Here is a 20,282-nt window from a genome sequence, read left to right as displayed (position 1 = left end):
TTAATTTTTCGCTTATATTCTGATTAGTGGTGTTATTTTGAAACAATCCAGTTTTTTGTCTTTCTTCCGTTTTATTCTGTCTTTCTTTCTATTTTTACCATTTTCCTTTTCTTTTGCAGCACCTAGCTCATTCACCCAAGCGAAAGTGCTCAGCAAAACTCAAGTCTATTCCGATCAAAGTCAACAAGGGGAAGGAACGATTTACTGTGGCTGTCAGTGGGAGTGGGTAGGCAAAAGTGGTGGGCAAGTGGATTTAATCTCTTGTGGCTATCAGGTACGCAAACAGCAAAGCCGTGCCGAACGTATAGAGTGGGAACATATTGTGCCTGCATGGGTATTCGGTCATCAGCGCCAATGTTGGCAGAATGGTGGGCGGAAAAATTGTGTTTCGACAGACCCTGTTTTTGCTCGTATGGAAGCTGATTTGCATAACCTGGCGCCTTCCATTGGTGAGGTAAATGGAGATAGAAGCAATTTTAGTTTCGGTCAATTATCCCCAAATACCCCGTATCCATATGGAATGTGTCGTAGCCGTGTCGATTTTAAACAAAAAGTCTTTGAGCCCCGTGATGAGGTGAAAGGGCAGGTTGCTCGTGTCTATTTTTATATGCATGACCGTTATAATTTATCCATGTCACGTCAGCAACAGCAACTCTTGATGGCATGGGATAAAAAATTCCCACCAAACCTGTGGGAACGTACCCGTGATGAACGTATTGCTAAAGTAATGGGGCACCATAATCCATTTGTGACAGGGCAAAAACAGTGGAGCTTAAACCATAAAAATGGGGGGGAAGGTGTGAAGATTTTTCCATCTTCAACTGTAATATTGCCTAAACAGTCTGAAAAACAAACTAACTTAGCAATTTCAGCTGAAATTAAAGGTAATAAAAATTCCAAAAAGTATCATTTCTCCCATTGTTCTGGTTTTAAGACATTATCAGATAAAAATGCAATCATGTTTTCTAACGAAAATGCGGCCCAAGAAGCGGGTTATCACCTAGCTGGTAACTGCAAGCCACGTTAATGGTCATTTAAACGCCAATAACGAATTGATTATTGGCGTTTTTTTTAGTGAAAGTTTGATGTGACAAATAAAACACAAAAATGTGTTAAAAAAATGTTGCCTTCTGAAAAAAATTAGCGCTATATTTAGGGAAAGTAAAAACTGCAATAAAAACAGCGCCTCATTGAGTCACAAAAAATATTGCAGTTTGTCATATTAGTGTCATACAGATTCATTAGTTTAACGGTATCGCTGTCACAGGAGAAACTAATGGGAAGTCAGTATTTATTAATACGAACACAAGACCGGTTAGCCTCCATCATGAAATTGTCATGGTGAGATGACTAACCGGTTTTTTTATGGCCCGTTAAAAAGAAAGAGGATTGAACCACATTACACCGTTTTATCGTTAACTAAGAGCTTGAAGGGAGCTCCTCTCTGTTCTGAATAGTTAGTCATCTGAAATTGACATCACTGATACCTGGAAGGGTTAATACTATGAGTAGACAGAAAGCTGCAACAAAAGCACGTCGTGAAATGAAACGCTCATCACGTAAAGAACGTTCTGGTCGGTTTGACATGAATAACGTTGCGTCCTTCGCTGAACTGACAGGCATTGAGCCTATTGGTATGGCAAAGGAACGTCGTGATGGCTCACCAATCCTGCCACGAAATGAAGCTCAGAAGCTCTATATTAATTCGATTAAACACAAACAGTTAATTTTTGCCAATGGCGAAGCAGGCTGTGGTAAAACCTTCATCAGTACCGCGCTGGCCGCAGATGCCTTATTTAATAAAGATATCAGCAAGATCATTGTGACAAGGCCTGTTCTTCAGGCGGAAGAAGACCTTGGTTTTTTACCTGGGGATATGTCTGAGAAATTTGCCCCCTATTTTCGCCCTGTATACGATGTTCTAGCCAAAAGGTTAGGGAGTTCATTTCTACAATATTGCTTGCGTCCTGAAATTGCGAAAGTTGAAATCGCGCCATTTGCGTATATGCGTGGTCGAACTTTTGAAAATGCCATTGTGATTTTAGATGAGGCGCAAAATGTCACTGTCACCCAAATGAAGATGTTTTTAACGCGTTTGGGGGAAAATGTCACGGTTATTGTTAACGGGGATGTGACTCAGTGTGACTTACCTGATGGGGTGCAGTCTGGTCTTGCGGATGCGTTACAACGTTTCAGCAGTGATGAAATGGTCTCGATGGTGAACTTTACCATTGATGATTGTGTGAGATCTCAATTGTGCCATAAAGCGCTATTAGCCTATAACGACTAATTCATTTGCCTTAAGAGTGATGAAAATATGCCCCATAAGTGATTACTGGGGCATATTTTTTATTAGTCACTGATGATTAATGGTACAGCATTTCGTGGACGATTTGCTCATCGGTTAATGAATAAGGGTAATAGGTTGGCCAATTGTCTAATTGTCCCAGGAGTTTTTCTTGTGATTCATTCCCCATATATAAGTGGAAATGGCCTGACGTTTGCGGCTCGATAATATGGTCGCTAAATTGAATGTATTTTGGCGCTTTGGATTTAGCATCTTGGCACTCAAACAGGTAGCGAACGCCTTTTTTGCCCGAAGTATAATGTAAAATTTTATAGCCTGAATACGCATATTGACAGCTATTGACGACACCGTTTTGGGTAAATTCAATCACATTATTTTCGATGCCAATACTGTCAACATCTGTGGCGTAGCCTTTTTTATAGTAAGCGCGGTATTCTTCAACGGTTTTATCTTTATTTTTCTGTGCTTTGCTTTCTAAAACAGCATCTAACTTACCATTTAATAATAATGGATTTACTGACTCCCATACGCCTTGCCAATCGCTTAACGAGCGGTCTTTGACATCTGAATCTTCAAAGATGCCTTTTGAGGCTTGAAGGGCTTTTTCCGATTGCGGATGTGCATGGCTATGTGAACCGTGTGCGATAGCAGAAAAACTGCTAATGGCAAAAACTGCGCTAAGCGCTGTATTTAATAATGTGTGTTTATGCACTGTCATTTCCTATTTTGATAATGTTCAGACTTATTATGTTATAACATAACATTTACCGCAATAAAAAAATGCGCAAGATAGCGTGATACGATGCAAGTAAACTCAAAAAGTGGGCAGGAAACAGGTAGGGAAACGCTTATCAGCGATAATGCAACTGATAAGCGTTGAGGGTAATTTAAAACTTAATTAATCGTCAGGGTTATCCATTACAGCATGGCGTTCATGGTGATAACCTTCTTCATCATAGCCGTGGCGCCAGTATGGAATAGCATAGATATCATCACGGCCAAACCCTTTTTCACGACGAACAAAACGGCGTAAATCACGAATTATTTGGTCTTCACCCGCTATCCAAAATGCACAATCTGTGGCAGGAATATCCCACGATTTAAATGTGCTAATTAATTCAGCAGTTTTGCTGATATCACCACAAATCCAAATGATTTCAACTTGAGCAGGTTTTTTAAGTGGGCGTACATCCGCTGGGTTATCCATGCGTAGTACCACCTTTCCTTGGGCATCTGCTGGCATTTTTTCTAATAATGCGGCAATGGCAGGCAGTGAACTGGAGTCCCCCGCCATAAAATAGTGTTTTCGACTTGGTAGTAGTGGGTCTGGACCACCAGGATTGGTGATCCCCATCCAATGACCAGGTTTGGCATCGCGGGCAAATAAATAGGCAGGCCCTGTCGCACCGTCATGCATGGCAAATTCAATATCGATTTCACTGACATCAGGGCGAATCGCTCTAACGGTATAGGTGCGCACAAATGGGCGAGGTTTATCTTCAGGCCAGCTGCGGCCTTCTTTACTAAGGATAGGCAGAGCGGGTTGGCTGGTTAAGTCAGGGGCTAAAAAGATTTTTAAGTGCCCACCTTCGCTATTGGTTGGGTAGTCTGCAAGCTTTTCACCCGTAAAAGTGATGCTGCGAATGGAGGGGCTGACATCAGTAATGGATTTAACTTGAATAAGCTGCGGTGGCGCCGGGCGATAGATATTTTTTTCAACGGATTGTTCAGTAGCCACGGACATTCTCCTTCATTAATGATAATTTTATTATTTGGTAACTATTATCATTATCATATCACGTATATTAATTATATAACTATCTATATTCACCCCATTTGTTTCACATAAAACAATAAAAAGTGCCTTAGGTATTAACATAAGGCACTCAGACTGCTGACAAACCGATTAGGTTTGGCTGCAGGTTGGATAGGTTTTGAAAATAGACGAGGAAAATCAATTTATTGATTTTCGGCTGATAACACAAAGCAGGAAAAACCACGCTTTTATCCTGCGTTGTCAACAACCTCAGTGCCTTAGGTATTAACATAAGGCACTTAAGTTATCTACTTCACTTTCATCCCAGCGGCGGTCATCATCAATTTAAACACGGAAGAGAAAGCAAACAGTGCTAATACACTTCCTAGCCAAATTAGTGCCATCCAACCGAGTTTTTTCCACCACGGGGAGGTTACGGCGGTATCAATGGTAGCCTTGGTCTGGGGTAATTTTTCCTCTGAAGACATAGTAACTCCAATAGGTATAAACCAAAATAACAGGAATAATGAATAACGCGCCCACTAACATAAAGCCTAAACTTTCAGAGGGGCCCGCGGCGTCACGGAAGCTAATTGCTGGTGGGATTAATGTTGGCCAGATACTGATCCCCAGGCCTGTAAAACCGAGGAATATCAACATCAAGGCGGATAAGAATGGAACGCTATCATGCTGCTGGCGCTTTGCACTTTTTAAGATTAGCCATGTACAACCCAGAACCAGTAATGGAACAGGCAAGAAGAAGAACAGATTGGGCAGTGTGAACCAGCGATCAAAAATGGCTTGATTGAGCATCGGTGTCCACAAGCTGATAACCGCTATCACTGCAACCATTAATAAGGTCAATGGGCGCAGAATACGGTACATGGTACGGCGTAGATGCCCTTCGGTTTTCATGATTAGCCAGCCACAAGCTAGTAAAGCATAAGCAACAACTAAGCCAAAACCACAAAACAGTGGGAAGGGGGCAAACCAATCAAAGTAGCCGCCCATAAAGGTACGGTTTTCTACGTGGAAGCCTTGGATAAAAGCACCCACGACGACGCCTTGAACAAATGTCGCGAAAATAGAGCCCCAAATGAACGCGTGATCCCAATGGCGGCGGTGAGATTCATCCGCTCTAAAGCGAAATTCAAATGCTACACCACGGAAAATCAAGGCTAACAGCATAAAAGTTAGCGGTATGGATAACGCATCTAACACAATGGCGTAGGCAAGCGGGAATGCACCAAATAAAGCAGCACCGCCGAGCACAAGCCACGTCTCGTTACCATCCCAAACGGGGGCAACGCTGTTCATCATTAAGTCACGGTCTTGGCTATCTTTTAAGGCGGGATAGAGAATACCGATACCCAAATCGAAGCCATCCATCACGATATACATCAACATACTAAATACGATGATGACAAACCAAATGAGAGGTAAATCAATGCCCATGAGCTGCGTCCTCCGCGATACCTTTACGAATTAATTTCATCATGTACATGTAGCCGATACCGAATACGCCACCATAAACCACAAAGAAGGCGATTAAACTGATGCTCATGTGCATTTCACCGTGGGCACTGACGGCATCTGAGGTGCGCTGCAAACCGTACACCACCCAAGGTTGGCGACCAATTTCTGTCGTAAACCAGCCCGCTAAGATAGCAATCAAGCCAGAGGGTGCCATGACGAACATAAATCGCAGGAATGTTTTGGACTCATACAGGTTTTTACGGTAACGAAGCCATAAGCCCCAAACCCCTGCGGCTATCATTAATAAGCCTAAACCGACCATTACACGGAACGACCAAAACACCATGAATACATTTGGTCGGTCTTCTGGTGCGTATTCTTTTAATGCAGGCACTTGTTTATCAATGCTGTGAGTTAAAATTAGGCTCGCAAGGTACGGAATTTCGATGGCATATTCGGTTTTTTCTTTCTCTTGGTTTGGAATACCAAACAAAATAAGCGGTGTGGCTTCACCAGGTTTATTTTCCCAGTGGCCTTCCATTGCAGCAACTTTAACAGGTTGATGTTTCAGTGTATTTAAGCCGTGCGCATCACCAATTAACGCTTGGACAGGTGCTAAAACTAAAATCAACCACAACGACATGGAGAACATCTTCTTCATTGCGCTGGATTTATTGCCTTTGAGTAAATGCCATGCCGCAGATGCACCAATAAAGAATGCCGCAGCAAGGAATGCAGCCGTCGTCATGTGCAATAAACGATATGGGAAAGAAGGATTGAAGATCACCGCTAACCAATCAACGGGGACGATACGGCCATCGATGATTTCGAAACCTTGTGGTGTTTGCATAAAACTGTTAGATGCCAAAATCCAGAATGTGGAAATAATGGTACCTAGCGCGACCATGCAGGTAGCAAAAAAGTGCAGTTTTTCACCGACACGGTTCATGCCAAACAACATGACACCGAGGAAACCCGCTTCAAGGAAGAAGGCGGTTAACACTTCATATGTGAGTAACGGGCCTGTGATCCCGCCTGCAAAGTCTGAAAAGAAACTCCAGTTAGTACCGAATTGGTATGCCATCACCAATCCTGATACCACGCCCATTCCGAAGTTAACCGCAAAAACTTTTGTCCAAAAATGGAACAGTTTTATATAGTCTTCGTCACGTGTTTTTAGCCATAAGCCTTGTAGCACCGCAAGAAAGCTTGCGAGCCCAATAGTAATGGCCGGAAAAATAATATGGAACGAGACCGTAAACGCAAATTGTATACGGGCAAGCTCCAGCGCAGTTAGTCCAAACATATTGACCCCTGAGTGGATATGTTAATGGCACGCTGCATTTAAAGCCTTGGTGATCACAATCGAGGCGCTTATCCCTAGCAAAATAAATTGCTCACACCGGAATGCTAAGTATCGCAATCCGACTAAAAATGTTTTGTGCTTATAGTTAAAAAAGTCAGGTGAATGTGTGGATAAGTAGAACATGAGACGATAAACTATAATAGTAACAATTATCGGGATATTAACTATAACAGTTGAGGCGGCTATGACGAGATATGAACAGTTAGCAGCGCAAATTCGTCAACAAATTGAAGACAATATTTGGCAAGTTGGTGACAGATTACCTTCACTGAGGGAAAGTGTTAAGCAATCAGGTCTCAGTTTAATGACCGTGGTGCAAGCATATCAATTACTTGAAAGCCAAGGTTGGGTCGCCGCACGTCCACAATCTGGATACTATGTGGCCAACCGAAATAACGCCTTTGCAGCGGCAAAAGGGGGAAAAGGACTCCACTTAAATGAGAATGTAGAAATTAACGCCTCAATATTTGGGGTATTACAAGCTTGTAAGGATCCCGATATTATCCCATTTGGCTCTGCTTTTCCAGAACCTGCGTTATTAGATGACCCTAAACTCGCTAAATCATTGGCATCCGTCGCGAGGCGTTTATCCAAATTTAATACACCCGCTAATTTACCGCCAGGAAATGAGCAATTACGTCGTAATATTGCCCAGCGTTATGCGACACAAGGTATCCATGTCGCTCCAGATGAAATTGTGATTACTGCAGGTGCGATGGAATCGCTGGTGTTAAGTTTGCAGTCAGTGACCCAACCTGGAGATTGGGTCGTTATTGAATCTCCCGCATTTTATGGGTCATTGCAGGCGATTGAACGGTTAAAACTCAAAGCGATCGCGATTAAAACTGACCCTTTATTTGGTATCGATCTTGATGCATTAGAGGACATTGCCGACAAATACCCGATTAAAGCTTGTTGGTTGATGACGCATTATCAAAACCCATTGGGTGGCACAATGCCGCAAGCCAATAAAAAGCGGTTGGTGGATATTTTAAATAAACACCAAATTGCATTAATTGAAGATGATGTTTATGGTGAATTGTATTTTGGCAACAAACAACCCATTCCTGCCAAAGCGTTAGATACTAAAGGGCACTTTTTCCACTGTTCATCATTTTCCAAATGTTTGGCTCCTGGGTATCGTGTGGGGTGGGTGGCTGCGGGGCATCATGCAACCAAAATCCAGCATTTGCAGATGATGAGTACGGTGTCAGCAAGTGTTCCCACACAGCTCGCTATTGCTGAGTACCTCTCTTTAGGGGGGTACGACAGTCACTTACGTAAATTGCGAGTCACCATGGAACAACGACAGCATCAGATGCTAGGGGCAATAGCGAAGTATATGCCGTCCTCGGTAAAAGTGAATATGCCTAAAGGTGGTTACTTTTTATGGTTAGAATTTGAGCCGCCGTTTAATGCAATTCGCTTATATCAATTAGCATTAAAAGAAGGTATCAGCATTGCACCAGGCAGTATGTTTTCGACCAGTGATCAGTTTAACCATGCATTTCGCTTAAATGCCTCTTTTACATGGACTGAGCGTATTGAAGAGGCGATGAAAACATTAGGTCGATTATGTCACCAATTAATTAAAGAGAAGCGCGATTAGTCACATTATCGTTGTAAATTCATTGCCTTGAAAGATTAACTTTGCGACTCTAAGTACACATCTAAAACAGTGAATGACAACGTTTTGGGAGGTAATGTGAAAATTAAATGTTTTGATATCACTGATTTGCCACATCTCAAATGGAATGATGGAGGAGGGGCCAGCCAAGAAGTTTTTTGCTGGCCCGTGGCTTCAGATTATTCATTACGTGCAAGCATCGCGACGATTAATCAAGATAGCTACCTTAAACGCTACGCTGAAGGTGAAAGGTTAGTTATTTTGCTCAATAACCAAGAAATAACATTAACCGATAATAAAAATTTTACGCAGCGGTTGAGCCAGGTTGGTGAGCATGCTCAATTTTCAGCTCAGCAATATGCGGCGATCAATGTGAGCCAGCCGAATACACAGCTATTGAATTTTATTTTCCGCGCGGATCGCTGGGTGGTAAAAAGCGCTTTAGTGACAGAGACGTGTAAACTGCCGAACAATCAAGCTGGTCTAGTTTTTGTACGACGTGGCGAATGGGCTGTGTCTGGCGGGAGCTGTAACCGAATGGTGGTTGGTCAAGGCGGTTGGTGGTTGCCGGATATCGGCGAGGGTGAAGTGACCCCCCTTAATGCCAATAGCCAGCTGATTTATATTGAACTATTACCACGTTAACTTGCCGCTAATCCTATAGCTGCAAAGGTTAACAAGCCACCTGCAACGCCTTCTGTAATGCGGCGTTTATTGTCGTTATAACCTTGTTTTTTATGCATGGAAGCAAACAACATCCCAATAACGCCATAAATCACCACACAAGACACAATAAAAGTGGCAGAAAGGATTAGCGATTGAATCGCAACACTTTCGCTCAACTGAATAAAATTAGGTAAGATTGCAAAATACACCAGTAAGCCTTTAGGGTTTAAAAAACTGGTTAAAAATGCCTTACCAATCACCGCTTTATTCGATACTTTTTGTATTTTGACTTCATTGGCTTTCATTGCAGACATGATCATCCGAGCAGCGAGGTATGCTACATAGGCAACACCAACCCATTTTATTGTATGAAACACCATTGGTGAGGTTGCAACAATTGCAGCAAGGCCAAGTGCCGCCAGTATCGCATGGGTTACATAACCTAAAATAATCCCTAAATTAGCCTTCCAAGCGGCACTTGGCCCACCTGAAAGCCCCTGTGCTGAAATAAATAAAATATCAGGGCCTGGTGTGCAAATCAGTGGGATCACTGTAGCACTGAATAATGCTAATGTGTGTAACTCCATAGAATGACCTCTTTGATTTTATTGTTGATGAGGCAACTGGCCAGCTGCGTAAAAATTATAACGACAATGCAGTAGTATAGGGTTGTTTTATTGCTTGAAAATAACAATAAATTAGCATTGAATATCAATAAATATTAATAAGTGAGCTTTAGGTTTCAATAAAAATGAATATGATAAAACTCGATGCCATTGATAGACGTATTTTACAGGTGCTACAACGTGATGGAAAAATACAGAATGTTGAGCTGGCTAAAGAGGTTGGGCTTTCCCCGTCTCCTTGTTTGCGTCGTGTAAAATTGCTCGAAGAGGCGGGAGTGATAAAACGTTATGTGGCGGTACTTGATGGCGCCAAAATAGGCGCGGGGTTGTCGTTATTTGCGCGCATTTGGTTTAAAACACAGGATGCTAAGACCATTAATCAGTTTGTTGAGGATATTAAACAGATGCCTGAAGTGGTGGAATGCCATCTGATGGCGGGTGAGTGTGATGCATTAATCCGCATTGTCACTCAAGACCTTGCTTCATATCGCCGTTTTCATGCGGATCATTTAACACAAATAAACAGTATCCAAAGTATTAAGACCGAAGTCCCCATGGAAACGGTTAAGGTCACATATGCGTTGCCACTTTAGCTATTACGGTTGGATAAATTTGGCGGGAACATGTTCAGTTAACCAAACGTGGTTATCTGATAAGTAAAATAGATAACCTGATTCCACCATTTTTTGGGCTTCAATTACCAAAACGATGGGCTTGCCGTGCCGTGCTCCTACATTGGTTGCCGTCTCTGTGTTGTCCGACAAATGCACATGATGACGATTACCCGCTAATAACCCTTGTTGTCTAATTGAATCGACAAAACGTATTGCGGTTCCATGATAAAGAAACTCTGGGGGTGTTTGCGAAATGTGATTGAGATTAACTTGTTGAGTTGAATGGCCTTGCGCGGCGCGGATCATGGTATGTTCAGTATTGAAGGTGAACCTTTTTTTATTATTATTCTCAACTATATACTCTAATATTTCACGGGTGAGCTTTTTCCCGTGGCGGTTGGCTTGTAATAATAAATCATCAACACTAACCCAACCATCTTGATCGAGAGTGAGTGCAATGGCTTCAGGTTTGTGGCGTAAAACGTAGCTTAAAAATTTACTAAATTGAATTGTTTTGTCTTGCATATACTGCCTGTTAATAATATTTATTTCCTTTAAGTTTAATTTAATTAATGACTAAGCGTGATTAATCGATGAAATCATAACGAAACCATACAATAAAAACGATGTAAATAATCCTAAAGTATTTTTATGTTGAAAAATAATTCATGGTGAAAATTATTTTTTCTAATCAATTAAAGACCTGTATCTGATTATTGAGATAACGGTGGCTCAAATTAATTAAAAATATTTTCGATTAAATTTAAGCGTAGGATTAAAAATGAAATAGGTGGCATTAATGAGAGTGATTATCTATTAGTTTGAAATTTAATGTTACATTTTGAAAAGGAATCATTCATTTTAAATATTAGACTAAATATTATTTTTCTTGATGTTTTTAACACTATTTTTATTTGATGTGTAAATTGTTATATAACCATTCGTAATGGGATTATGTGATGGTTTGTTGTAATGCTTTGAGTATATAAGATTTTTTTTAATTGATAACTGAGGGGAAGTACACTGAAATAGAAATTTTTGTTGATCCTGCGCAATTTCATTTTGCTTTAATTATTTATACTGGGTTTATTAATATAGCAAATGATAGATAATTTTAATTTGTAGTTAAAATAAAACTAATCTCACCAAAGATTCAGTGCATACATCTGTTGTTCAGCTATCAATATCAGTTAAATAATTAGGCGATCACTGCCTACTATATTTTATCACAACATAGCTAATAAAACGGTATCCCTTATTAAAGGTAATTTAATGATCTATCCGATAACAGATAGCACTCTGTCCACACTCAAAAATGATAAATTTTCACGCTATGCTATGCGCTATTTAGTGATTGAGAAAAAGACGCAATCTGCTATTTCAGCGTATGGTTTAGATTTTGAAATTCCTTTTTCACAGCAAACTGAAATTCAACAACTGAAAAATGAGCTGAAAACATTAGGGGCAATCTTTGCGAATAATGGCAAAAGTATTCATTGCGGGTGGCTTTCTAGCGCTTGTGTACAGTGCCGAACGGGGGAAGGGAGCCACACGACATTTTTGTCGTTAAAATGTCACCGTGATTGCTATTTCTGCTTTAATCCTAATCAAGAAAATTATGAAGGTTTTCAACGGGAGATGCGCGATGCAATAGGCGAGGTAGACGCTATTGCAGAGCAAAACTATCCATTATCCCACATCGCACTAACGGGCGGGGAACCGCTGTTATTTCGTGAAGAAAGCATTCAATTCTTTCAACGTGTACAGCAAAAGTTACCGCAAGTTCATACCCGTTTATATACAGCAGGTGACCCGCTAGACCGCACTACGGCCCTTTCATTAGCGAAGGCAGGCCTGCAAGAGGTGCGTTTTAGCATCAAAATTGATGATTCAAAAGAACGCATTGAAAAAGTTTTACGCCGTATCGCCTTAGCCCGCGAAATTTTCCCTTCAGTGATGGTGGAAATGCCCGTGATCCCCAATTCTGAAGAGCAAATGTATCAGCTGCTGATGCAGTTAGATGATATTGGAATTGATGGTATCAATTTATTAGAGTTCTGCTTTCCCCTGACTAATAGCCATGAATACAAATCCCGCAATTTTAACCTAAAAAACCCACCCTATGAGGTGTATTACAACTATTGGTATGCAGGAGGGCTTGCGGTTGCTGATAGCGAGTTAGCTTGCTTACGTGTACTAAAATTTGCGCTAGAAAAGCGTTTATCTCTCGGCGTGCATTATTGCTCTTTAGAGAATAAACATACGGGGCAGGTGTACCAAAATAACGCATTTTTTCAGCATGATGAGCAGGTGATGGGCCCATATTATTTTTTCTCTACAAAGGATTATTTTTTCAAAAGTGCCAAGGTGTTTGGCGATGACTGCGAGAAAGCGGCTCATTATTTAAAACAAGCCAATGTGCCTTTTCAACATGAATTGCTTCACGGTTTTTTGCAATTCAACCCTGAATCGATTCTGTATCTACAAACGCTAGCAAATCTCCCTATCGCACTCACTTCTCATATTGTTGAGCCAGATGAAAATGGCGATCCATTGATTAAAGAAGTGCGTATTGAATTAACCACACCCACTGAATTTTTATTGACCGACATACAGGGAGGTTCCTGTGAAAAATGAAAACCCCATTTTAGATTTTTTGTATGGGAGGCAGTTTGCTTATGACGTATTGCGTCGCTTACTCATGGAAGAGCCAACGCCTGAATTACTGCAATATTTGTGTGAAGGGGGATTGGCGCTATTCCCTTGTGAAGACCATTTGCCAGTGATGGCTGATGCGGTTAGTGCAATGGAAATAGACTTACAAGCACGCAGCTTACAAGCGGGTACAGATGGCTTTGAGGATTTACATTGGGACTTCACACGCTTATTTATTGGGCCAGATGCGCCTGCAGCAGCACCATGGGAGTCCACTTATGTCTCACGAGACAAACTGTTATTCCAAGAAAGCACCCTTGCAGTGAAATCATTCTATCAAAAATATGGATTTGAATTAGGACAGAAAGAATTCGAAGCTGCGGATCATATTGGCTATGAGCTGGATTTTATGTGGAACCTCAGCCAGAAAATTGTTGAGCTTACCGATTTAGAACCTGAGCTCACTGACGAATCAAAAGCGTTATTGCAGGTATCGTCTTTATTCTTAAATGACCACCTATTGGCGTTTATTACTCCATTTTGCCGTGACCTGCATAACCATGCGAACACCCCATTTTACCGCCAATTGAGTGCACTGTTAGAACCCTTTTTGCGAAATGATCAAAATAAAATCAATGAATTAGTCAATTTATAATAATAAAACGAAAGGAAGAGGTAAGAGCAATGTCAGAAAGACAGAAAATAGCCTTAAGTCGTCGTTCATTTCTAGCATGGACTTCGGCAGCATCGGTAATGGCCACATTACCGCTGAGTAAACGGCTTTACGCATCCACACCAGAGGAAGAAAAAGCGATTGTACAAGCGACGGATACTATCACCAAAGGGAAATGGAAGCCCGTTGCGTGCTGGCATAACTGTGGCGGGCGTTGTGTGAATAAAGCGTTGGTGGTAGATGGTGTGGTAGTGAGGCAAAAAACGGATGATGTGGTTGCTGACTCCCCCGATTTTCCACAGCAACGAGGCTGTTTGCGTGGGCGTTCTCAGCGTAAGCAGGTTTTTGGTGCTGATCGCTTAAAATACCCAATGAAACGTAAAGGCTGGGCACCAGGTGGCGGTGATAAAAGCTTGCGTGGACGTGACCAATGGGTGCGTATCAGTTGGGATGAAGCCCTTGATATTGTCGCCTCAGAATCGAAACGTATTAAAGAAAAATATGGCAAGGAATCGATTTGGATCACGGGTGGAAACGGTGTTGATATCCAAAATGTGTACGCCAAAGCAGGTGGTTTTGTTGGGGATTGGGGAACTACCTCATGGGGCGCTTGGTTTGAAACGCCTGCTCACCTCGGTTTATTGGAAGGCTTTTATACTTTTGGTACCAATGACCGCTTTGATATGCGCAACTCGCAGCTCATTGTTATGTGGGGGGCGAATCCTGCATGGAGTAGCCCTGGAAGCCCAACCTATAACTATTATCAAGCTAAAAAAGCAGGTGCACGTTTTATCAGCATCGACCCAAGCTATACCACGACGGCTGAACTAATGGATGCGGATTGGTATCCCATCAACCCTGGCACCGACCATGCACTTGCATTGGGTATCATGTATGCACTGTTAGAAATGGATAGTCCAGAAAACCCATTAATTGATTGGGAATTTTTACGCCGTTGTACTGTGGGCTTTGATGAAAAAAACATGCCCGCAGGTGCAGATCCAAAAGGTAATTTTAAAGATTATTTATTAGGCACTTATTCAGGTGAACCAAAAACCCCTGAGTGGGCAGCGAATATTTGTGGGTTATCAGTGACAGATATTCGAACATTAGCCCGTGAAATCGGGGGTACAAACCGCGTTGCTTTACTGACGGGCTGGGCTCCTGCACGTATCCATAATGGAGAGGGCTGGGTTCAAGCATTCTCAACATTGGGCTTTATGACGGGACATATGGGGCGCCCAGGGCGTATGACGGGGGTGAGTTGTCATTTTGCTGCGGGAAATAACGGCACACGCTTAGTGATGGCAGGCGCAAGTGGTTTACCATCCATCCCCAACCCTGTGAGTTTGAAAATCAACCATAATGAACTCAATCGTGCATTGCTGGAGAAAAAATTCCGCCAGCGCGGAGTGGGAGATGTGGATGCGAATATTCAAATGATCATTCACCCATTCAATGCGACATTACAGACGCGTGCAAATATTACTCAAAGTATTGAAGCCTATCGAAAAGATGTCGAACTCGTGGTAACAGCAGCTTATGTGCCACATACCTGTGCAAAATACTCTGATATCGTCTTGCCTGTTACCACAGAATGGGAGCGCGAAGGGACGATTTTAAACCCAAGTAACCGTGAAGTTATTATTGCCGCCGTGAATGTGACCCCGCCACTTTATGAGGCAAAAAGTGATCAATGGATTGCCAAAGAACTGGGCAAACGCCTTGGGATCAATGTGGATGAAGTCTTCCCTGTTTCAGAAAAACAACAGTTTTTCAATAAACTTAATGGGGCAACCATTATCGGGGAAGATGGTCAGACTAAAGAGCCTCTGCTCACGATTACCCAAGCAGATATCGATGAATGGCAAGTCACAGGGAAACCACAGCAAGGTCGTTTAACGTTAAATGAGTTCCTAACTGTTGGTAAATATCAAGTGCAGCGCACGCAAGAAGATAATTACGGTTACATTGCTTACGAAGATTTTATTCGTGACCCGCAAGCGAATCCTCGCCCAACACCGAGTGGTAAGTTTGAAATTTATTGCCAAACATTGGTGGAAAAAGCCGATGAATGTGGTTGGACGAAATTACCGCCAATTCCTGAATATATTCCTTCAGCTAGCGGTTATGAGGCGAGTTTTAAAGACTTTGCCAAAAAAGAGAAGGGGGATTATCCATTCCAAATTTATAACCCACACTATTTACGTCGTTCACACAGTACGTTAGATAATGTGCCGTGGCTACGTGAGCAGTGGCCAAGTCCGATCTATATCAATGCCTCTGATGCTAAACGTTTAGGAATTAAGCATGGCGAAACGGTATTGGTTAGCAGCCCTCACGGAAAAATTGTCCGCCCAGCGCTAGTCACGCAAACCATGAAACCAGGGGTAGTTGCATTACCTCATGGTAGCTGGACGGATGTGGATGAAAAAACAGGGATAGATATGGCTGGTGCAGATAATACGCTGACGATCCAAGTCCCAACAGGGTTAGGAACATCAGGGTGGAATACCATGTTATGTAACATCGAAAAATGGGATGGTGACCAGTTAGTCCCTGATGTTGCAATTCCACAGCGTATTATTTTTTAAGGGGCAATGAATAATGGATAAACAAGTCGGATTTTATATCAATGTTGCCACCTGTATTGGTTGTAAAGCCTGTGTTGTGGCATGTAAAGATAAAAATGACCTTGAGGTTGGGCGTAATTTTCGCCGTGTGTACGATATCGAAGTGGGTGAATATCCCCGCCCACATCGTTGGCATTTATCTATTGCGTGTAATCATTGTGATGACCCGCAATGTGTTAGCCACTGTCCAACAACGGCTATGCACAAACGTGAAGAAGATGGCGTTGTTTTGGTTGACCACGATAAATGTGTCGGTTGCCGTTATTGTACATGGGCTTGCCCGTATGAAGCCCCACAATTTGATGCCAGCATCGGCATGATGACTAAGTGTGATACCTGTATTGATTTACGCGAGCAGGGGGGGAACCCAATGTGTGTCGATTCTTGCCCAATGCGTGCAATAGAGTTTGGCTTGATAAGCGAACTGCGCAAAAAATACGGGACCAATGCGGATATTGATGGCCTGCCAAGTTCAAGCATCACCAAACCCAACCTTGTTGTTGGCACGAAAGGATAAGGAGAATTATCATGCATGAATTTCCATTGGTGATTTTCACCTTATTTATGCAAGCATCAGTAGGCTGCTTGGTTGTTTCGTTGCTGTGCTATTGTCGTATCCTTGAAGGAAATGAAAAAAAGCAACTTATTAAAAAGCCCGTAGTTGCGAGTTTTGTTTTAGGGTGCGTAGGGTTATTGGGCTCATTGTTTCATATGGGTAATCCATTACACATGTTTTACACCATGGTCCATGTTTCTAGTTCTTGGATGAGCCGTGAAGTATGGGCAACCGCGATTTACATGGCATTGTTATTTTTGAGCACAGCCTTGTTATTACTCAAAAATAAAGCGAATAGTGCATTATTAGTTCTCAGCGCTATCGCGGGCTTGGTGTATATGTATGCCATGTCGGCGCTGTACGCAAACACGCTCTTTAACTTGTGGGGTGGTTTATTTACTTACGCCAGTTTCTTTGGGGCAGTGTTATTGGTTGGCGGTGTGATTGCGGCTTCATTGCTAGTGGGTGGCCTGCGTTCTTTGGGTAAAGAGGATCAACTTAAGCGAGTGGTAAAAGCTTCATTAGGTGTGGGTGTAGTGGGGATATTATTGATGTTACTCGGTGCATTGTCATTACTGAGCAATATCGGTGAGCCAATTTATATGGGCATGACCCCGCGTGAATTGCCTGAAGGATTACTTAGCCTGAGTATTGCCCGTGTGGCGTTAATCGCAGTAGGCGTTCTGTTTGTTGGTCGTTTGTTGTGCCAAAAATCAAGCCAATCAACGAATGCAACATTAGTCATGTCATTTGCTGTGTTATGTATTTTTGCTAGTGAAGCTGTGGGGCGCGTCGTATTTTTCTCTCTCGGAGGTTAATTTTAACTCTTGAGTTATTTGAAATCCGAAGGTAACCCCTTCGGATGGAGGTTGTTGACAAAGCAGGATAAAAGCGTGTTTTTTCCTGCTTTGTGTTATCAGCCGAAAATCAATAAATTGATTTTCCTAATTTATTTTCAAAACCTATCCAACCTGCAGCCAAACCTAATTGGTTTGTCAGCAGTCTGAAATCCGAAGGTAACCCCTTCGGATTTTTATTTGTCTTTTTTTTAGGCTAAAAAAAGAATAATAACTAATAATTTAATTAGTTAGATGTTTTTGTTATAAAAAAAGAGTAAATATGGTTGATTATTACTAATGATTATAATTATCATTATTGATCTTAATCTTCTTTCTTAACTCGCCTTTTATGAACTTGAAAACTCGCAAACTACTTTTGCCATTGGCAATTTCTGCTTCATTGATTTCTCACTATGCTTTTGCGGCTGATAACGCTAAAAATGACCAAATTACCGTCACGGGTAACTGGCTCGAAAATACCGAAGACAGCGAAGTGGTATTTAACCATCCCGGTGCACGAACCGTTAAAACACAGCAACAAATTAAAGAAACGGGCAGTGAAACCATTGCGGATGCACTAAAAGGTATCCCTGGTGTTCAAGTGCGTGAAAGTAATGGAACTGGGGGAAGTGATGTTTCCTTAAACGTAGGGGTGCGCGGTTTAACCTCACGTTTATCGCCACGTTCAACGATTTTGCTTGATGGGATGCCGTTGGCGGCAGCACCTTATGGTCAGCCACAACTTTCCATGTCACCACTCTCGTTAGGCAGTATTGAATCCATCGATGTTATCCGTGGTGGGGCATCTGTACGTTATGGGCCACAAAACGTAGGTGGAGTGATTAACTTTGTGACCAAGCCAATTCCAAAGGAGTTTGGTGGCGGGGTAGCGGTACAAACCCAAGGGGCGAAAACAGGTGGGTTAAAGACCTTAGTGGATGCCTCATTAGGTGGCTCTAAAGCTGATGATTCAGCGGGTGCCATGATCCTATATTCGGGTTTACACGGGCAGGGTTATCGCAAAAGTAATGATAATACGGATATTGATGATTTTATGTTGAAAACCCGTTATGCCATCACGGATAACGACGAGCTATTAGCGAATTTTCACTATTATCACGCGATGTCTGGAATGCCAGGCGGGTTAACCCAAGCTCAATATAATGCAGACCCATTCCAATCAACGCGGCCTTATGACCGTTTTGAAGGGAATCGCCAAGATATGTCATTGAAATATAAACATGAAGAAGATGACAAGCAATTCGAATTAATGACGTGGTTTAGCAAAAGCTACCGTGGTAGCTATATTGAAAGTGACCATAAAGACAAAGCCAACGAGAGACGTTTGGTTTCTTACCCGCGTCACTATACCGCGTATGCCATTGAGCCAAGTTATTCACAATTGTTTCGTTTCAATAATATGTCCCATGAAGTGACTGTGGGCTACCGTTATTTAAATGAAACCGCTGATGAAAAAGCCTATCGCTCAAATTGGTACCAAGCTGGCACACAAAACACACGCCCAAGTACCAATGACTACTACCAACACACCTCGGGCGGAACGGAAGCGCATGCGATTTACCTTGATGACACCATTGATGTCGGCAACTGGACTATCATTCCGGGTATTCGCTACGAAAACATCAATATTCACTTAAACGACAGTTTTAAAAATCAAAATCGCAGTAAGCGTTACAGCGAGCCACTTCCTGCATTGGCGGTGATTTACCATATTGATGATGAGTGGAAATTATTTGCTAATGCCAGCACTTCATTTGGGAGTTTGCAGTACTTCCAATTGAATACAAAAGGGGTTGGCAATTCACCAGCTAACGGGTTAAGTGCAGAAAAAGCCCATAACTATGAAGTGGGCACGAAATACGACAATACAGCGCTCTCTTTAGAAGCGACTTTATTCTATATCGATTTCGACGACCAGCTTCTTTATGTCGAAAATACAACTGGTTGGACTAATTTAGGCGCGACGACGCACCAAGGTGTTGAGCTAGCGGCAAGGTACAATTTAGCGGATCTCACCGATGTTCTTGATGGTGTGAGCGTGTATAGCACTTATACCTATACTAAAGCAGTCAGTAAGAAAGGGGATTTTGCTCATAAAGACTTACCGTTCTATTCACGTCAAGTGATCACCGCAGGTAGCCGTTATGAAACAGGCAATTGGGTGTGGAACCTAAATACCTATGCGCAATCAACTCAGGAATCACCAGGGACAACAAGTCATTATGTGACCGAACCAAGTGCAGATGGCCGATATGGCACAATACCTGGCTATATGGTGTGGGATGCGCGTGGGGAATACCACTTTGGTAAAAGTTTGTCTGATTTAACATTATCGGCTGGTATTAAAAACTTATTTGATCAAACCTATTTTACGCGCTCGACAGATAACAACTATGGGATCTACGTTGGGCAGCCAAGAACATACTATGTTCAAGCATCAGTGAAATTTTAGTTAAGATAAGGCAG

At 42.1% G+C, this 20,282-nt stretch carries 18 protein-coding genes; 11 read left to right on the top strand and 7 right to left on the bottom strand.

Annotation, left to right across the window (positions count from 1 at the left end; translation table 11 throughout):
* The first annotated feature begins 55 nt into the window (after positions 1–55).
* Together ACE2AL_RS11775 and phoH are read left to right on the top strand one after the other, a co-directional pair.
* On the top strand, positions 56–1,027 hold the full coding sequence (locus ACE2AL_RS11775; protein WP_375084308.1) for an endonuclease: 972 nt from the start codon (positions 56–58) through the stop codon (positions 1,025–1,027).
* A gap of 477 nt (positions 1,028–1,504) precedes the next feature.
* Positions 1,505–2,290, top strand: coding sequence for a phosphate starvation-inducible protein PhoH (phoH, locus tag ACE2AL_RS11770; protein WP_206084094.1), 786 nt, complete (start codon positions 1,505–1,507; stop codon positions 2,288–2,290).
* Positions 2,291–2,366: 76 nt separating this feature from the next.
* Here phoH and zinT read toward each other — a convergent pair whose 3' ends face one another.
* The 5 genes from zinT to ACE2AL_RS11745 form a co-directional block, all read right to left on the bottom strand.
* Positions 2,367–3,026, bottom strand: a complete 660-nt coding sequence (gene zinT, locus ACE2AL_RS11765) for a metal-binding protein ZinT (protein ID WP_206084095.1) — start codon at positions 3,024–3,026, stop codon at positions 2,367–2,369.
* 180 nt (positions 3,027–3,206) lie between these two features.
* Positions 3,207–4,052: a siderophore-interacting protein gene (locus ACE2AL_RS11760; protein WP_375083526.1), complete on the bottom strand. Its 846-nt coding sequence runs from the start codon at positions 4,050–4,052 to the stop codon at positions 3,207–3,209.
* A gap of 320 nt (positions 4,053–4,372) precedes the next feature.
* Positions 4,373–4,552, bottom strand: coding sequence for a DUF2474 domain-containing protein (locus ACE2AL_RS11755; RefSeq protein ID WP_206084097.1), 180 nt, complete (start codon positions 4,550–4,552; stop codon positions 4,373–4,375).
* The gene (cydB, locus tag ACE2AL_RS11750; protein ID WP_206084098.1) at positions 4,509–5,519 is read right to left on the bottom strand and encodes a cytochrome d ubiquinol oxidase subunit II; all 1,011 of its coding nucleotides are present in this window, start codon (positions 5,517–5,519) and stop codon (positions 4,509–4,511) included. Before cydB ends, ACE2AL_RS11755 begins: the two co-directional genes overlap by 44 nt.
* Complete coding sequence (locus tag ACE2AL_RS11745; protein ID WP_206084099.1) at positions 5,509–6,846, bottom strand: cytochrome ubiquinol oxidase subunit I; 1,338 nt, start codon at positions 6,844–6,846, stop codon at positions 5,509–5,511. Before ACE2AL_RS11745 ends, cydB begins: the two co-directional genes overlap by 11 nt.
* A 244-nt stretch (positions 6,847–7,090) precedes the next feature.
* Between ACE2AL_RS11745 and ACE2AL_RS11740 the strand changes: the two genes are divergently transcribed.
* Together ACE2AL_RS11740 and ACE2AL_RS11735 are read left to right on the top strand one after the other, a co-directional pair.
* Positions 7,091–8,515, top strand: coding sequence for a PLP-dependent aminotransferase family protein (locus tag ACE2AL_RS11740; protein ID WP_206084100.1), 1,425 nt, complete (start codon positions 7,091–7,093; stop codon positions 8,513–8,515).
* A gap of 96 nt (positions 8,516–8,611) precedes the next feature.
* Complete coding sequence (locus ACE2AL_RS11735; protein WP_206084101.1) at positions 8,612–9,178, top strand: HutD family protein; 567 nt, start codon at positions 8,612–8,614, stop codon at positions 9,176–9,178.
* Here the strand turns inward: ACE2AL_RS11735 and ACE2AL_RS11730 are convergent.
* On the bottom strand, positions 9,175–9,786 hold the full coding sequence (locus ACE2AL_RS11730; protein ID WP_206084102.1) for a LysE family translocator: 612 nt from the start codon (positions 9,784–9,786) through the stop codon (positions 9,175–9,177). The two genes, ACE2AL_RS11735 and ACE2AL_RS11730, sit on opposite strands and share 4 nt — an antisense overlap.
* A gap of 164 nt (positions 9,787–9,950) precedes the next feature.
* Between ACE2AL_RS11730 and ACE2AL_RS11725 the strand changes: the two genes are divergently transcribed.
* The gene (locus ACE2AL_RS11725; RefSeq protein ID WP_225818287.1) at positions 9,951–10,418 is read left to right on the top strand and encodes an Lrp/AsnC family transcriptional regulator; all 468 of its coding nucleotides are present in this window, start codon (positions 9,951–9,953) and stop codon (positions 10,416–10,418) included.
* A gap of 3 nt (positions 10,419–10,421) precedes the next feature.
* Here the strand turns inward: ACE2AL_RS11725 and ACE2AL_RS11720 are convergent, their stop codons facing one another.
* Positions 10,422–10,964: an RNA 2'-phosphotransferase gene (locus tag ACE2AL_RS11720; RefSeq protein ID WP_272538523.1), complete on the bottom strand. Its 543-nt coding sequence runs from the start codon at positions 10,962–10,964 to the stop codon at positions 10,422–10,424.
* 747 nt (positions 10,965–11,711) lie between these two features.
* Between ACE2AL_RS11720 and ACE2AL_RS11715 the strand changes: the two genes are divergently transcribed.
* The 6 genes from ACE2AL_RS11715 to ACE2AL_RS11690 all read left to right on the top strand — a co-directional run bounded on the left by ACE2AL_RS11715 (position 11,712) and on the right by ACE2AL_RS11690 (position 20,268).
* Positions 11,712–13,076 carry a radical SAM protein gene (locus ACE2AL_RS11715; protein ID WP_375083525.1) on the top strand — a complete coding sequence of 455 codons (1,365 nt, stop codon included), beginning with the start codon at positions 11,712–11,714 and terminating at the stop codon, positions 13,074–13,076.
* Positions 13,066–13,749 carry a molecular chaperone gene (locus ACE2AL_RS11710; protein ID WP_272538521.1) on the top strand — a complete coding sequence of 228 codons (684 nt, stop codon included), beginning with the start codon at positions 13,066–13,068 and terminating at the stop codon, positions 13,747–13,749. The genes ACE2AL_RS11715 and ACE2AL_RS11710 overlap by 11 nt, the downstream gene beginning before the upstream one ends.
* Before the next feature lie 29 nt (positions 13,750–13,778).
* Complete coding sequence (locus ACE2AL_RS11705) at positions 13,779–16,361, top strand: molybdopterin-dependent oxidoreductase (RefSeq protein WP_206084106.1); 2,583 nt, start codon at positions 13,779–13,781, stop codon at positions 16,359–16,361.
* Between the two features lie 13 nt (positions 16,362–16,374).
* Positions 16,375–16,917, top strand: coding sequence for a DMSO/selenate family reductase complex B subunit (locus ACE2AL_RS11700; protein ID WP_375083524.1), 543 nt, complete (start codon positions 16,375–16,377; stop codon positions 16,915–16,917).
* Between the two features lie 11 nt (positions 16,918–16,928).
* The gene (locus tag ACE2AL_RS11695; protein ID WP_206084108.1) at positions 16,929–17,774 is read left to right on the top strand and encodes a DmsC/YnfH family molybdoenzyme membrane anchor subunit; all 846 of its coding nucleotides are present in this window, start codon (positions 16,929–16,931) and stop codon (positions 17,772–17,774) included.
* A gap of 370 nt (positions 17,775–18,144) precedes the next feature.
* Positions 18,145–20,268, top strand: coding sequence for a TonB-dependent siderophore receptor (locus ACE2AL_RS11690; RefSeq protein ID WP_206084109.1), 2,124 nt, complete (start codon positions 18,145–18,147; stop codon positions 20,266–20,268).
* Positions 20,269–20,282: the final 14 nt, after the last annotated feature.

Origin of the sequence: Providencia xihuensis, assembly GCF_041953405.1 — a bacterium.
GTDB classification, from domain to species: domain Bacteria; phylum Pseudomonadota; class Gammaproteobacteria; order Enterobacterales; family Enterobacteriaceae; genus Providencia; species Providencia vermicola.
This window is presented reverse-complemented; position numbering and strand designations above follow the sequence as displayed.

What these genes read in the sequence shown, in the direction of transcription:
- phoH (WP_206084094.1), top strand. Translation starts at nt 1,505, where the DNA reads ATGAGTAGACAGAAAGCTGCAACAAAAGCACGTCGTGAAATGAAACGC.
- ACE2AL_RS11740 (WP_206084100.1), top strand. Translation starts at nt 7,091, where the DNA reads ATGACGAGATATGAACAGTTAGCAGCGCAAATTCGTCAACAAATTGAA.
- ACE2AL_RS11695 (WP_206084108.1), top strand. Translation starts at nt 16,929, where the DNA reads ATGCATGAATTTCCATTGGTGATTTTCACCTTATTTATGCAAGCATCA.
- ACE2AL_RS11720 (WP_272538523.1), bottom strand. Translation starts at nt 10,964, where the DNA reads ATGCAAGACAAAACAATTCAATTTAGTAAATTTTTAAGCTACGTTTTA.
- ACE2AL_RS11745 (WP_206084099.1), bottom strand. Translation starts at nt 6,846, where the DNA reads ATGTTTGGACTAACTGCGCTGGAGCTTGCCCGTATACAATTTGCGTTT.
- cydB (WP_206084098.1), bottom strand. Translation starts at nt 5,519, where the DNA reads ATGGGCATTGATTTACCTCTCATTTGGTTTGTCATCATCGTATTTAGT.
- ACE2AL_RS11755 (WP_206084097.1), bottom strand. Translation starts at nt 4,552, where the DNA reads ATGTCTTCAGAGGAAAAATTACCCCAGACCAAGGCTACCATTGATACC.
- ACE2AL_RS11700 (WP_375083524.1), top strand. Translation starts at nt 16,375, where the DNA reads ATGGATAAACAAGTCGGATTTTATATCAATGTTGCCACCTGTATTGGT.
- ACE2AL_RS11715 (WP_375083525.1), top strand. Translation starts at nt 11,712, where the DNA reads ATGATCTATCCGATAACAGATAGCACTCTGTCCACACTCAAAAATGAT.
- ACE2AL_RS11690 (WP_206084109.1), top strand. Translation starts at nt 18,145, where the DNA reads ATGAACTTGAAAACTCGCAAACTACTTTTGCCATTGGCAATTTCTGCT.
- ACE2AL_RS11705 (WP_206084106.1), top strand. Translation starts at nt 13,779, where the DNA reads ATGTCAGAAAGACAGAAAATAGCCTTAAGTCGTCGTTCATTTCTAGCA.
- zinT (WP_206084095.1), bottom strand. Translation starts at nt 3,026, where the DNA reads ATGACAGTGCATAAACACACATTATTAAATACAGCGCTTAGCGCAGTT.
- ACE2AL_RS11730 (WP_206084102.1), bottom strand. Translation starts at nt 9,786, where the DNA reads ATGGAGTTACACACATTAGCATTATTCAGTGCTACAGTGATCCCACTG.
- ACE2AL_RS11760 (WP_375083526.1), bottom strand. Translation starts at nt 4,052, where the DNA reads ATGTCCGTGGCTACTGAACAATCCGTTGAAAAAAATATCTATCGCCCG.
- ACE2AL_RS11725 (WP_225818287.1), top strand. Translation starts at nt 9,951, where the DNA reads ATGAATATGATAAAACTCGATGCCATTGATAGACGTATTTTACAGGTG.